Source organism: Pseudomonas sp. LLC-1 (genome assembly GCF_002992185.1).
GTDB lineage: Bacteria > Pseudomonadota > Gammaproteobacteria > Pseudomonadales > Pseudomonadaceae > Aquipseudomonas > Aquipseudomonas monteilii.
In genome coordinates this window covers 363,919-377,590 of sequence record NZ_LUVY01000006.1, presented here as the reverse complement: position 1 = coordinate 377,590, position 13,672 = coordinate 363,919, and the positions used below count along the sequence as shown (strand labels likewise).

The window sequence follows — 13,672 nt, the reverse complement described above, 5'->3', positions numbered from 1 at the left end:
ATCGCGACACAAGGCCGCTCCCACAGGAGATTGCGTACTCCTGTGGGAGCGGCCTTGTGTCGCGAAAGGGCCGCAAAGCGGCCCCCGCCATATCAGATCAGGAAGCGGTACTCGCTACACCCTGCACTTCTTTCGGCGCAAGACGGAACGCGTAATACAACACCGTCAACAGCACCAGGAACGCCGGGCCGATGTACAGGGCCACGCGGGTATCCTCGAAGTACGCCATCAAGCCAACCACCAGCACCAGGAACGCCAGCGCCAGGTAGGAGCTGAGCGGCCACAGCCACATGCGGTACTTCAGTGCCTTGCGCTCGGCAGTGGTAAGGCCTGCACGGAACTTGAGCTGTGCGAGCAGAATCATCACCCAGGTCCAGATCGCGCCGAAGGTGGCGATCGAGGTGACCCAGACAAAGACTTTTTCCGGCACCAGATAGTTGGCCAGTACACCCAGCAACAGCGCGCCGATCGACAGCAGCAGCGCATTGCGCGGTACGCCATTCTTCGAAGTGCGGGCGAAGGCCGCTGGCGCCTGGCCGTTCTGCGCCAGGCTGTAGAGCATGCGCCCGGTGCTGAAGATGCCGCCGTTGCACGACGACAGTGCCGCTGTGATGACCACGAAGTTGATGATGCCGGCCGCAGTCTTGATACCGAGGCGCTCGAAGGTCATCACGAACGGGCTGCCCTGGCTGCCGATTTCGTTCCACGGGTAGATCGACAGGATCACGAACAACGCGCCCACGTAGAACAGCAGGATGCGCCAGAACACCGAGCCGATGGCCTGCGGGATGGTCTTTTGCGGGTTACGTGCTTCGCCGGCGGTCAGGCCGATCATTTCCACGCCCAGGTAAGCGAACATCACCATCTGCAGCGACATCAGCACGCCGGTCACGCCATTGGGCATGAAGCCACCGTTGCTCCACAGGTTGGAAATGCCCATAGCCACACCGTCATTGCCAAAACCAAAGGCAATGATGCCGATACCGCCCAGGACCATGGCGATGATGGTGACGATCTTGATCAGGGCGAACCAGAACTCGAATTCACCGAAGGCCTTCACCGCTACCAGGTTGACCGCGCCCATGCTGCCCAGCGCCGCCAGGGCCCAGATCCAGCGCGGTACGTCGGGGAACCAGATGCCCATGTAGATGGCCACTGCGGTAATTTCGGCAACGCAGGTCACCAGCCACAGGAACCAGTAGTTCCAACCGGTGAGGAAGCCCGCCAGCGGGCCGAGGTAGTCCTGGGCATAACGGCTGAAGGAGCCGGCGACAGGGTTGTGCACGGCCATTTCACCAAGGGCGCGCATGATCACAAGGATGGCCAGGCCGCCGATGATGTAGGACAGCATGATCGCAGGGCCGGCCATTTCGATGGCCTTGGCCGAACCCAGGAAAAGACCGACACCGATACAGGCGCCCAGCGCCATCAGACGGATGTGCCGTTCGCCCAGTTCACGCTTGAGCGGGCCGCCTTCAGTGGCAGGGCCGTGGGCAGGGTGGTTGCCGACTGGCATAGCAATACAACCTCATTTTGTTATTGGATTTGACCTTCGTGCAGCACCGGCCATGCCGATAGGCGTGGCGTTGGCTTGCCAGGCTGGCCTTGTGGGCCGGCCCGTATGCCGGAATAGAGCGCCCGGCAGGTCGAAGGGGGCGAGCAGTATAGGAAGTGCGTTGTAGGGGTTTTCACTGTATATGTGCAGAAATTTGGCGAGAACCCCGGGATCGCGTCGCACTCATCACGATCGCCCGGGCACCATAGCAACATCCCGGTACGAAGAAACCCACACCAAAGCCGCATAGCCCTACCTCGCCTTTCTTCCCTTCCTACAAATTTTTCACCTCACCCGCTCAACGTCTAAGCTTCAGACAAGCAAGACGAAAATACCTGGCCGGATAGAAGACTATGGGCGCACTGTGGCAATCGGAACCAACCAGAACGGAAGCACCCGAGATACCTCCGGCCGAGACGCCACAACCCAAGTCACCCCGTCAGCGTCGGCTATGGTGGCGGCTGATCATCCTTATTCTGCTGGTGGCGCTGGTTGCCATCGGCTTTGCGGCGTATGACGAATTCCGCACGTCCGAGCTGCAATCGCGAGAATTCAGCAAACTGGCCGGCACGCTGACCTATTCGCTGCAGCCAGGCCCCAGCGATGCCATCGTCTACCCGGGGGAAGGGCCGTTCGACAAACGCCTGGGCTACAGTGCGTTGGGCGAATTCCTGCCACGGCTGCTCAAGCGCGACTACCTGATCAGCGAGCAGGTGAAGTTCTCGCCAGCGTTGATGAACTACGTCGATCACGGGCTGTTCGTGCCCTACATCGAGAAAATCCAGGCCGGCCTGTCGATCACTGACTGCCGTGGCGACACGCTGTACCAGTACAACTACCCGCAGCACCTGTACCCTGATTTTGCGGCGATCCCGCCGGTGATGGTCAACAGCCTGCTGTTCATCGAAAACCGCGACCTGCTCGACACCCAGGACCCACGCAACAACCCGGCCGTGGACTGGCCACGCTTTGCCAAGGCAGCCTACAGCCAGGTGGCCAAGTACCTGGCCTTGCCCGGCCAGTCCGCTGGCGGGAGTACCTTGGCCACGCAGCTGGAAAAGTACCGCCATTCGCCAGACGGCCTGACCGTCTCGGGGGCCGAGAAAATCCGCCAGATGATTTCCGCCAGCGTGCGCGCCTACCAAGGCGGCCCTGACACGACTGAGGCTCGTCAGCGTATCGTGCGTGACTACCTCAACAGCGTGCCTCTCTCGGCTGTACCGGGGCATGGCGAAGTGCATGGCATGGCCGAAGGCCTGCGGGTGTGGTACGGCGCCGACTTCGACCAGGTCAACCAGGCCCTGACTTCCACGGCCAGCGACCCCGAGAGCATGGCCGCACGTGGCCTGGCCCTGCGCCAGGTGCTGTCACTGATGATTGCCCAGCGCCGCCCCTCGCATTACCTGTCCAAGGGCCGGGTCGAGCTGGCAGAACTCACCGATTCGCACATCCGCGTGCTGGCCGCCAACAAGGTGATCGAGCAGCCCTTGGCCGATGCCGCGCTGGCCAGCAAGGCGGTGTACCGCGACTGGGTCGCGCAGCCGACCATCGTGCCGATTGTGACCAACAAGGGCATCAGCCTGGCACGCAACCGCCTGGCCGCCATGCTCAACCGCCCTTTGTACGACCTCGACCGCCTCGACCTGTCGGCCACCAGCACCTTGCAGGCAGATTTGCAGTTGCAAGTGAGCCAGTACCTGAAGAACCTTGCCGACCCCGAATTCGCGGCGCAGATCGGCCTGATCGGCGAGCGCCTGCTGACCAGCAAGACCACCGACCAGGTGAGCTACAGCTTTACCCTGTTCGAGCGCACCGGCGACGGCTCACGGGTGCGGGTGCAGACCGACAGCACCAACCAGCCTTTCGACATCAACGAAGGCAGCAAGCTGGAGCTGGGCTCGACTGCCAAGCTGCGGGTGCTGACCACCTACCTGGAAATCATCGCCGAGCTGCACGACAAGTACGCGGGCAAACCCGCCGCCGAGTTGAAAAAGGTCGAAGTCGCCGAACTCGACCGCATTACCCAGTGGTCGCTGGAGTGGCTTGCACAAAACAGCAAGAACCAGAGCCTGGATGCCATGCTCGATGCGGCGCTGGAGCGCAAGTATTCCGCCAACACCGGTGAAGCCTTCTTCACCGGTGGCGGCATGCACGTGTTCAACAACTTCCGCAAGGAAGACAACAACCGCAACCCGACGCTCAAGGATGCCCTGCGCGAATCGATCAACCTGCCGTTCATCCGCCTGATGCGCGACCTGGTGCGCTACGTGACCTACCAGCAGCCGTACAACCGCGTGCCGCTGCTAAAGGACGACGCCGACCCGCGCCGCCAGGAATACCTGGCCCGCTTCGCGGACAAGGAAGGCACCAATTACCTGATGCGCTTCTGGAAGAAATACCAACGCAAGACCTCGCAGCAGCGCCTGGACACCTTCCTCGACAGCATGCGCGTGACGCCGCAGCGGCTGGCGGCGGTGCACCGCTACCTGTTCCCCGAAGCCGGCCAGGAAACCTTCAATGCCTTCGTCCGTGCCCACCTCAAGGGCGACAAGATTGCCTTGGGCAAGCTGACCGACGGTCGCCTGTCGGAAATGTACGACGCCTACGGCCCAGGCAAGTACGACCTGCCTGATCAAGGCTATATCGCCAAGGTCCACCCGCTAGACCTGTGGCTGCTCGGCTACTTGCTGAAGAACCCCAGCTCGACCCTGACCGAGATGGCCAACGCCAGCCGCTTCGAGCGCCAGGAAGTGTACGGCTGGTTGTTCAAGAGCCGTCACCAAGGCGCCCGCGACAGCCGCATCCGCACCATGGTCGAGATCGAAGCCTTCCTCGACATCCACCAACGCTGGAAACGCGTGGGCTATCCATTCGACCACCTGGTGCCTTCGCTGGCCACTGCCATCGGCAGCTCGGGCGACCGCCCTGCTGCCCTTTCCGAACTGGTCGGCATCATCCAGAACGACGGCGTTCGCCTGCCAACCTTGCGTATCGATACCCTGCACTTTGCGGCCAACACACCTTACGAAACCAAGCTGATCACCGACCCTGACCGGGGTGTGCGGATTCTGCCGGTTGAAGTCGCGCGTGCCCTGAAAGGCGCCATGTCGCAAGTGGTAGACGCAGGTACCGCACGGCGTATTTCCGGCAGCTTCAAGCTGCAGGACGGCACACCATTGGTGATGGGCGGCAAGACCGGTACCGGTGACAACCGCATCGAAAGCTTCGGCGCCGGCGGTCGGCTGATTGGCTCGCGCTCGCTCAACCGTACCGCCACTTTCGTGTTCTTCCTGGGGGACAACCACTTCGGCACCCTCACCGCCTTCGTCCCGGGGCGCTCGGCAGAGGCGTTCAAATTCACCTCGGCGCTGCCGGTGCAGGTGCTCAAGGGCATGGCCCCGATCCTCATGCCGTACCTGCAACCGGGCAATCCGAATGAATGCAAACCGCCTCAGGTTGCCCTGCACACACCACCAGCGGCAGGGAACTTATCGAACGACTAGATGATAATCATCTGCATTGAAGGGCTTGTCTTTAGATATATCTTGAGTAATATCTTACGATATATCGCAAACGACGGAGCCCTGCCCCCATGCGCGAACACACCCCCCATGATCCCTTCGAACGGCGCCCTGGCCGTGGCGAGCGCGGCCCACGCGTTTTCGCCCCCGGAGACCTCAAGCTATTGATGCTCGACCTGCTGGCCGAACAGCCCGGCCACGGTTACGACCTGATCCGCCAGATCGAAAACCTGTTCGATGGCAGCTACAGCCCAAGCCCCGGGGTGATCTACCCCACGCTGAACTTCCTTGAAGAAGCCGAGCTCATCAGCGGCCAGATACAGGGCAGCAAACGCCTCTACGCCATTACCGATGCCGGCCGCCATGCGCTGGCCGAGCAAGCTGTCGCGCTGGACGGCGTACGTATGCGCATCGAAGTCAGCAAACGCGCCCTGCGCGGCCATGACCGCCCGCCAGAAATTCACGAAGCGGTCGGCAACCTGCGCCACGCACTGCACATGCACAGCGGCCGCTGGACACCGGAAGAAATCGAACGGGTTCGCGACCTGCTCAACCATACCGCCAAGGCCATTGCCTCCGGGCCGGCCGAACCTGTCAGGGAGACTCCCCATGAGTGACACCATCCACCGCGTCAACCACGAGATCCGCCAACGCCGCCTGCAGGTACTGCGGGTCACCGACCTCACCCCGCGCATGCGCCGCATCACCCTGGGTGGTACCGAGCTGCAAGGCTTCACCAGCGTGGGCAGCGACGACCATATCAAGCTGCTGTTCGCCGAAACGCCAGAACAACAGCAGGCCATCGAGGCCCGTAATCTGGGGCGTGACGGTGGTGCACGGCCCACCATGCGCGAGTACACACCACGGCGTATCGACCTGGTGGCCAATGAGCTGGATATCGACTTCGTGCTGCACGGTGACGGCCCTGCCTCCACCTGGGCTGCGCAGGCCGCGCCGGGGCAAACGCTGGATATCGCCGGGCCACGGGCGTCGATGGTGGTGCCGGACATTTTCGACAGCTATTTGCTGATTGGTGACGAAACGGCCATTCCGGCGATTGGCCGTCGGCTGGAAGAGTTGCCAGCGGGCCGCCAGGTGCTGGCGGTGATCCAGATCGAAGATGAGCAGGAGCGCCAGCCACTGCCGAGCAAGGCTCAGGTTGAAGTGATCTGGGTGCGCCGCCAGCAGGAAGATTTGCTGGCACTGGTGAAGAACCTGACCTTGCCGCAAGGCCGGTTGTATGGCTGGGTGGCGCTGGAAAAAGCCCTGACCCGCCAGGCCAAGGCGCTGCTGCTGGAGAAAGGGGTGCCGGAAGATGCGCTGAAGGCTGCAGCCTATTGGCGTGCCGATGGGACTGCGGACGACGAGTGATCGTTGTTGCCTGTTCCGGCCCTTTCGCGGGTAAACCCGCTCCCACAGGTACAGCGCCGCTCTTGAGGGCTGCGCTGTACCTGTGGGAGCGGGTTTACCCGCGAAAGGGCCGGAATAGACACAACATATCTAGAGACTTTCAGCCGTCCGTCGCCCTTGCCATTTGTCCAGCCCCAACAAAACGACTCCAATCCCCCAAAAGCCCGCCAGCACCCCCAAGGCATTGAGCATCACCTGCCCATACCCCAGGCTCGACACATCGATGAACGGGTAGGCATACACGCCAATCTCGCTCCCCCGCCACAGCGCATAGGCAAAGTACACCGCCGGGTAAATCGCCCAGACCGCCAGGTGCCATAGCCGCAACGTGCCCTTGCGCACCTCGCACCACCAATACAAGGCATACAGCACCGGCATCACGTCGTGCAGCAGTTCATCCGCCAGCCACTGCCAGCCTTGCGGCTGCCACAAATGGCGCAACAACAGGCTATAGGCCAACGCAACCAGCAGGATGCTGGCAGCAATGGCTGAACTCACCGAAGGAGACAGGAAAAAACGCTTGGCACGCCCTTCCCGCCCAAACGCCGCATAACTGAGCACCGTCGCCACCAAGGTATTGCTCAGCACCGTGAAGTACCCGAACACGTTGATCAGGCCGCCAATCAGGCTGGCCTGTTCCTGCCAGCGCGCCACCAGCACCAGGTACACCTGCACAGTCAGACCGAACCAGCCCAGTACAGCCATACCGCTCAGCCATGGACGCTGTGCCATGTCAGGCCTGGCGCTGCAGCTTCACATACAACTGCTCGACCTTTTCCCGCGCCCACGGTGTTTTGCGCAAGAAGGTCAGGCTCGACTTGATGGTCGGGTTGCTCTTGAAGCAGCGCACATCGATGCGTTCGGCCAGGCCCTGCCATTGGTAGTGCGCCACCAGCTCGGTAAGGATCTGCTCAAGGGTCTTGCCGTGTAGCGCGTTGTGTTGGGCCGTGCTCATGCTGTGCTCCGTAGGAAAGATGCGCACCTTACACGAGTGTAGTGGTGGGTGGGATCAGTCGACTCGACAGAAAAACCGCTGGCCATGGGCAAAACCTCTGTGCTGAAATAGATATGTTATGTTGTAACATTACAAAAGCCTCTGCCAAGGAACGCCCCATCCCCATGCTGTACTCACCGCTTCGCCTCTCCCCCCTTGCCGTCGCGCTCTGGCTGGCTGCATCGCCCAGCCAGGCCGTGGAACTCGAACCCCAGGTCATCACCGCCAACCCGCTGGGCAATCGCCAGCTGGCCGCCCCCAGCACCGTGCTGGAAGGCGACAACCTGTTGCAGCAACAGCACGGCAGCCTCGGTGAAACCCTGAACAAACAGCCCGGTGTCGCCTCCACTTGGTTCGGACCGGGCGCCAGCCGCCCGGTGATTCGTGGCCTGGACGGCGACCGCATTCGTATCCTGCGCAATGGCGTCGGCGCGCTGGATGCCTCGTCGCTGTCCTACGACCATGCCGTGCCGCTGGACCCGGTCACCGTCGACCGTGTCGAGATCGTCCGTGGCCCTGCCGCCCTGCTGTACGGCGGTAACGCCATCGGCGGTGCGGTCAACACCTTCGACAACCGCATCCCGGATACGCCCATCGAGGGCATTCATGGTGCCGGTGAGCTGCGTTACGGCGGCGCCGACACCACCCGCAGCAGCGCCGGCAAGCTGGAGGCCGGCAACGGTGCCTTTGCCCTGCACCTGGATGCCAACAGTCGCCAGTTCAACGACCTGCGCATCCCCGGCTATGCCCGCAGTTCCAAGGTACGTGACGCTGACGAGCCCGGCAGCAAGCACCGCCTGGAAAACAGCGACGGTCGCCAGGATGGCGGTGCGGTCGGTGGCGCGTACCATTGGGATCACGGCTACGCTGGCCTGTCCTACAGCGGCTATGACAGTAACTACGGCTCGGTGGCCGAATCCGGCGTGCGCCTGGACATGAAGCAGGACCACTACGCCTTCGCCTCCGAACTGCGCGACCTCGACGGCCCGTTCAGCTCGGTCAAGGTCGATGCCGGCTACACCGACTACGAACACAGGGAGATTGAAGAAGGCGAGGTGCACACCACCTTCAAGAACAAAGGCTACGAAGCGCGCATCGAAGCCCGCCACCAACCGCTCGGGCCGGTGGAAGGGGTGATTGGCGCCCAGGTCAGCCGCAACGAGTTCTCTGCCCTGGGCGAAGAAGCCTTTGTCCCGCACACCGATACCGACAGCCTGGCGCTGTTCATGCTCGAACAGTGGCAGGCCACCGAGCGCCTGAACCTGAGCCTGGGTGCACGCATGGAACACACCCGGGTAGACCCCGACGCCAAAGGCAACGAAAACTTCGTCGATGCCGACAGCGCCAGCAGCTTCAACGCCTTCAGCCTGTCTTCAGGTGCGGTGTACCAGCTCGACCCGATCTGGTCGCTGGCCGCCAACCTCGGCTACACCGAACGCGCCCCGACCTTCTACGAGCTGTATGCCAATGGCGCACACGTGGCCACTGGCGCCTTTGAAGTTGGCGATGCCAGCCTGAACAAGGAAAAGGCCATTTCCGCCGACCTGGCACTACGCTTCGACAATGGCACGCACAAGGGCAGTGTCGGGGTGTTCTACAGCCACTTCCGCAACTACATCGGATTGATCGGCACCGGCAACACCCGCGAAGGTGGACATGACCACGACCATGGCGAGGACGACCACGACCACGATCATGACCACGACGGCTTCCCGGAGTACCAGTACCAGGGCGTGCGTGCGCGCTTCTATGGCATCGAAGCCCAGGACCGCTGGCAACTGGCCGAGAACCGTTACGGCAGCTTCGCGCTGGAACTCTCCGGCGACTACACCCGGGCCAAGAACCTCGACAGTGGCGAGCCGCTGCCACGCATCGCCCCGCTGCGCCTGAACAGCGGGCTGGTCTGGGAACTGGACCGCTGGCAAGCACGGGTCGATGTGCAACATGCGGCATCGCAACACCGCAAGCCGGCCAACGAAACCAGCACCGATGGCTACACCACGCTGGGGGCGAGCGTTGGCTACCGCTTCGATGTCGGCCAGAGCCAGTGGCTGGCGTTTGTGCGCGGTGAGAACCTGACCGACCAGACTGTGCGTTATGCCAGCTCTATTCTGCGCGACATTGCCCCGGCACCGGGGCGCAGTGTGGAAGTCGGCCTGCGTACTACCTTCTGAAATCGCGGGGGCGCTTGGCGCCCCCTACAGGCCATTGTTACCAGACAAACAATAATGACCTGCGACATTTTGTCTTTTTTTCTTACAACTTCCCCTATATCCTCCTCGCCGCAAGCTGAAACGCTTCATCGAAACCATCTTGTCGCCATATCCATTGAAGGGCCCGCCCTTCGATGCGCTTGCCGTTTTTTCAATAATCAAAAGATAGCGCTATCTCATGTTTCAACTGCCCAAACCCTGTTACATCGGCCTTGCCCTCAGTGCCTTGGCGACACCCGCCAGCGCCAGCGAAATGTTCGCCAACGACTCCCCCTGGATGCTCGGCGACTGGGGCGGCACCCGCAGCGAATTGCTGGAAAAAGGCTACGACTTCACCCTCGGCTACACCGGCGAGATGGGCAGCAACCTGCACGGGGGCTACGACCACGACCGCACGGCGCGCTACAGCGACCAGTTCACCTTTGGCAGCCACCTGGACCTGGAAAAGATCCTGGGCTGGCATGACACCGAGTTCCAGCTGACCATCACCGAACGCCACGGCGACAACATCAGCAACGACCGCATCAACGACCCACGCGTCGGCGGCTTCACCTCGGCCCAGGAAGTCTGGGGCCGTGGCGAAACCTGGCGGCTGACCCAGATGTGGATCAAGCAGAAGTACTTCGACGGCGCGCTGGACGTGAAATTTGGCCGCTTCGGCGAAGGCGAGGACTTCAACAGCTTCCCCTGCGACTTCCAGAACCTGGCCTTCTGCGGCTCGCAGGTGGGCAACTGGGTGGGCGGCATCTGGTACAACTGGCCGGTCAGCCAGTGGGCCCTGCGCGTGCGCTACAACCTGAACCCGGAGCTGTACGCCCAGGTCGGCGTCTTCGAGCAGAACCCTTCCAACCTCGAATCCGGCAACGGCTTCAAGCTCAGCGGCAGCGGCACCCAGGGCGCGGTAATGCCGGTGGAACTGGTGTGGAGCCCGCGCCTGAATGGCCTGAAAGGGGAATATCGCGCCGGCTACTACTACAGTAATGCCAAGGCACAGGATGTTCTAAAGGACAGCAACGGCCAGCCGGCAGCCCTGAGCGGCGCCGCCTACCGCAGCAGTTCCAGCAAACACGGCATGTGGCTCGGCGCCCAGCAGCAGGTGACTTCGCTGGCCTCCGACCAGTCGCGTGGCCTGAGCCTGTTCGCCAACGCCACGGTGCACGACAAGAAGACCAATGCCATCGACAACTATGTGCAGGCAGGACTGGTATACAAAGGGCCTTTCGACGCCCGCGCCAAGGACGACATCGGCTTCGCCCTGGCCCGCGTGCATGTCAACCCTGCCTACCGCAAGAACGCCCGCCTGGCCAACCAGGCCGCCGGCCTCGATGACTACGACAACCCCGGCTTCCTGCCCGTGCAGGACACCGAATACAGCGCCGAGCTGTACTACGGCATTCATTTGGCCGACTGGCTCACGGTTCGCCCCAACCTGCAGTACATCCGCCACCCGGGCGGGGTGTCGCAGGTCGATGGCGCCCTGGTCGGCGGCCTGAAGATCCAGAGCAGTTTCTAACCCCTTTTTGACCTGACGGAGAACCTACGATGAGCACTGAAAGTGCCAACAATGGAAGCCGCTGGCTACCGCGCCTGATGGGCGCGCTGCTGTTGCTGATGGGCCTGGCCCTGCTGGCCGGCGGCATCAAGCTGAGCCAGCTGGGTGGATCGCTGTACTACCTGATCGCCGGTATCGGCTTTGCCCTGTCGGGCATCCTGCTGCTGGCTCAGCGCCGTATCGCCCTGGGCCTGTATGGCCTGGTACTGCTGGCCAGCACCGTCTGGGCCCTGCTCGAAGTGGGCCTGGACTGGTGGCAACTGGTGCCACGCCTGGCTATCTGGTTCGCCATCGGCGTGGTGCTGCTGCTGCCATGGGCACGTCGCCCGCTGATCGGCCCGGCCAGCAAAGCCAACACTGCGCTGCTGAGCGTTGCCGTGGTCGCATCCGGCGCTTGCGCGGTCGCCAGCCAGTTCACCCACCCCGGTGAAGTGTTCGGTGAACTGGGCCGCGAAAGCAGCGAAATGGCCAGTGCCGCCCCGGCCATGCCCGACGGCGAATGGCAGGCCTACGGCCGTACCGAACATGGCGACCGCTACTCGCCACTGCGCCAGATCACCCCGCAGAACGCCTACCGCCTGGAAGAAGCCTGGCGTATTCGTACCGGTGACCTGCCGACCGAAAACGACCCGGTGGAGTTGACCAACCAGAACACCCCGCTGAAGGTCAACGGCATGCTCTATGCCTGCACCGCGCACAGCCGCCTGCTGGCCCTGGACCCGGACACCGGCGCCGAAATATGGCGCTACGACCCTCAGGTCAAAAGCCCGGTCGGCACCTTCAAAGGCTTTGCCCACATGACCTGCCGTGGCGTTTCGTACTATGACGAAAACCGCTATGTCAGCCGTGACGGCAGCCCTGCGCCGAAAATCACCGACGCAGGCCAGGCCGTGGCCCAGGCCTGCCCGCGCCGCCTCTACCTGCCTACCGCAGATGCCCGCCTGATCGCCATCAACGCCGACAACGGCAAGGTGTGCGAAGGCTTCGCCAACCAGGGCGTAATCGACCTCACCACCGGCATCGGCCCGTTCACCGCTGGCGGCTACTACTCCACCTCGCCTGCTGCGGTTACCCGTGACCTGGTGATCATCGGCGGCCACGTGACCGACAACGAGTCGACCAACGAACCGTCCGGCGTGATCCGCGCCTACGACGTGCACGACGGCCACCTGGTATGGAACTGGGACAGCAACAACCCGGACGACACCAAGCCATTGGCCCCCGGCAAGCAGTACAGCCGCAACTCGGCCAACATGTGGTCGATCGCCAGCGTCGATGAAGACCTTGGCATGATCTACCTGCCGCTGGGCAACCAGACCCCGGACCAGTGGGGTGCCGACCGCACACCGGGCGCCGAGAAGTACAGCGCCGGCGTGGTCGCGCTTGACCTGGCCACCGGCAAAGCCCGCTGGAACTACCAGTTCACCCACCACGACCTGTGGGACATGGACGTCGGCAGCCAGCCGACCCTGGTGCACCTGAAGACCGACGATGGCGTGAAACCGGCAATCATCGTACCGACCAAGCAAGGCAGCCTGTATGTGCTCGACCGCCGCGACGGCACGCCGATCGTACCGATTCGCGAAATCCCTACCCCGCAAGGCGCGGTGAAGGGCGACCACACCTCGCCGACCCAGGCCCGCTCCGACCTCAACCTGCTTGGCCCTGAGCTGACCGAACAGGCCATGTGGGGCGCCACGCCGTTCGACCAGATGCTGTGCCGCATCCAGTTCCGCGAGCTGCGCTACGAAGGCCAGTACACCCCGCCGTCCGAGCAGGGCTCGCTGATCTACCCAGGCAACGTCGGCGTGTTCAACTGGGGCAGCGTGTCGGTTGACCCGGTGCGCCAGCTGCTGTTCACCTCGCCCAACTACATGGCCTTCGTTTCGAAGATGGTCCCGCGTGAGCAGGTTGCCGAAGGCAGCAAGCGCGAAAGCGAGACCAGCGGTGTGCAGCCGAACACCGGCGCACCGTACGCCGTGACCATGCACCCGTTCATGTCGCCACTGGGCGTACCGTGCCAGGCCCCGGCCTGGGGCTACGTTGCCGCCATCGACCTGTTCACCAACAAGGTGGTGTGGAAGCACAAGAACGGCACCACCCGCGACAGCACCCCGGTGCCGATCGGCCTGCCAGTTGGCGTGCCGAGCATGGGCGGCTCGATCGTGACCGCTGGTGGCGTCGGCTTTCTCAGCGGCACCCTCGACCAGTACCTGCGCGCCTATGACGTGAACAACGGCAAGGAACTGTGGAGCGCGCGCCTGCCAGCAGGTGGCCAGGCCACGCCGATGACCTACACCGGCAAGGATGGCAAGCAGTACGTGCTGGTGACTGCTGGTGGCCATGGCTCGCTGGGTACCAAGATGGGCGATTACATCATCGCTTACAAACTCGCGGAGTAATCCTCAAATGCGGCGGCGCCTGCAC

9 protein-coding genes are annotated in these 13,672 nt (G+C 62.8%); 6 read left to right on the top strand and 3 right to left on the bottom strand.

Going from position 1 to position 13,672, the window contains the following annotated elements; all coding sequences use genetic code 11:
- Positions 1 to 97: 97 nt before the first annotated feature.
- Entirely contained in the window at positions 98 to 1,516 is a 1,419-nt protein-coding gene (locus tag A0O30_RS05520) for an amino acid permease (protein ID WP_105945831.1), read from the bottom strand.
- Between the two features lie 392 nt (positions 1,517 to 1,908).
- Between A0O30_RS05520 and A0O30_RS05515 the strand changes: the two genes are divergently transcribed.
- The 3 genes from A0O30_RS05515 (at position 1,909) to A0O30_RS05505 (ending at position 6,447) form a co-directional block, all read left to right on the top strand.
- Positions 1,909 to 5,058 carry a transglycosylase domain-containing protein gene (locus A0O30_RS05515; protein WP_105945830.1) on the top strand — a complete coding sequence of 1,050 codons (3,150 nt, stop codon included), beginning with the start codon at positions 1,909 to 1,911 and terminating at the stop codon, positions 5,056 to 5,058.
- Positions 5,059 to 5,147: 89 nt separating this feature from the next.
- Complete coding sequence (locus A0O30_RS05510) at positions 5,148 to 5,693, top strand: PadR family transcriptional regulator (RefSeq protein WP_028698561.1); 546 nt, start codon at positions 5,148 to 5,150, stop codon at positions 5,691 to 5,693.
- On the top strand, positions 5,686 to 6,447 hold the full coding sequence (locus A0O30_RS05505) for a siderophore-interacting protein (protein WP_105945829.1): 762 nt from the start codon (positions 5,686 to 5,688) through the stop codon (positions 6,445 to 6,447). The genes A0O30_RS05510 and A0O30_RS05505 overlap by 8 nt, the downstream gene beginning before the upstream one ends.
- A 129-nt stretch (positions 6,448 to 6,576) precedes the next feature.
- On the opposite strand, the gene A0O30_RS05500 is transcribed toward A0O30_RS05505, so the two are convergent.
- Positions 6,577 to 7,218 (bottom strand): Pr6Pr family membrane protein, encoded by a 642-nt coding sequence (locus A0O30_RS05500; RefSeq protein ID WP_105945828.1) that lies wholly within the window; start codon positions 7,216 to 7,218, stop codon positions 6,577 to 6,579.
- 1 nt (position 7,219) lies between these two features.
- Positions 7,220 to 7,441: a VF530 family DNA-binding protein gene (locus A0O30_RS05495; protein WP_003252112.1), complete on the bottom strand. Its 222-nt coding sequence runs from the start codon at positions 7,439 to 7,441 to the stop codon at positions 7,220 to 7,222.
- A 164-nt stretch (positions 7,442 to 7,605) separates the two neighbouring features.
- Between A0O30_RS05495 and A0O30_RS05490 the strand changes: the two genes are divergently transcribed.
- The 3 genes from A0O30_RS05490 (at position 7,606) to A0O30_RS05480 (ending at position 13,647) form a co-directional block, all read left to right on the top strand.
- Entirely contained in the window at positions 7,606 to 9,654 is a 2,049-nt protein-coding gene (locus A0O30_RS05490) for a TonB-dependent receptor (RefSeq protein ID WP_105945827.1), read from the top strand.
- Between the two features lie 217 nt (positions 9,655 to 9,871).
- Positions 9,872 to 11,206 (top strand): carbohydrate porin, encoded by a 1,335-nt coding sequence (locus tag A0O30_RS05485; protein WP_105945826.1) that lies wholly within the window; start codon positions 9,872 to 9,874, stop codon positions 11,204 to 11,206.
- A 29-nt stretch (positions 11,207 to 11,235) separates the two neighbouring features.
- The gene (locus tag A0O30_RS05480; protein ID WP_105945825.1) at positions 11,236 to 13,647 is read left to right on the top strand and encodes a glucose/quinate/shikimate family membrane-bound PQQ-dependent dehydrogenase; all 2,412 of its coding nucleotides are present in this window, start codon (positions 11,236 to 11,238) and stop codon (positions 13,645 to 13,647) included.
- Positions 13,648 to 13,672 lie beyond the last annotated feature (25 nt).

Coding starts and splice junctions, on each gene's coding strand:
- A0O30_RS05495 (WP_003252112.1), bottom strand. CDS start 7,441: ATGAGCACGGCCCAACACAACGCGCTACACGGCAAGACCCTTGAGCAG.
- A0O30_RS05515 (WP_105945830.1), top strand. CDS start 1,909: ATGGGCGCACTGTGGCAATCGGAACCAACCAGAACGGAAGCACCCGAG.
- A0O30_RS05505 (WP_105945829.1), top strand. CDS start 5,686: ATGAGTGACACCATCCACCGCGTCAACCACGAGATCCGCCAACGCCGC.
- A0O30_RS05510 (WP_028698561.1), top strand. CDS start 5,148: ATGCGCGAACACACCCCCCATGATCCCTTCGAACGGCGCCCTGGCCGT.
- A0O30_RS05490 (WP_105945827.1), top strand. CDS start 7,606: ATGCTGTACTCACCGCTTCGCCTCTCCCCCCTTGCCGTCGCGCTCTGG.
- A0O30_RS05520 (WP_105945831.1), bottom strand. CDS start 1,516: ATGCCAGTCGGCAACCACCCTGCCCACGGCCCTGCCACTGAAGGCGGC.
- A0O30_RS05485 (WP_105945826.1), top strand. CDS start 9,872: ATGTTTCAACTGCCCAAACCCTGTTACATCGGCCTTGCCCTCAGTGCC.
- A0O30_RS05500 (WP_105945828.1), bottom strand. CDS start 7,218: ATGGCACAGCGTCCATGGCTGAGCGGTATGGCTGTACTGGGCTGGTTC.
- A0O30_RS05480 (WP_105945825.1), top strand. CDS start 11,236: ATGAGCACTGAAAGTGCCAACAATGGAAGCCGCTGGCTACCGCGCCTG.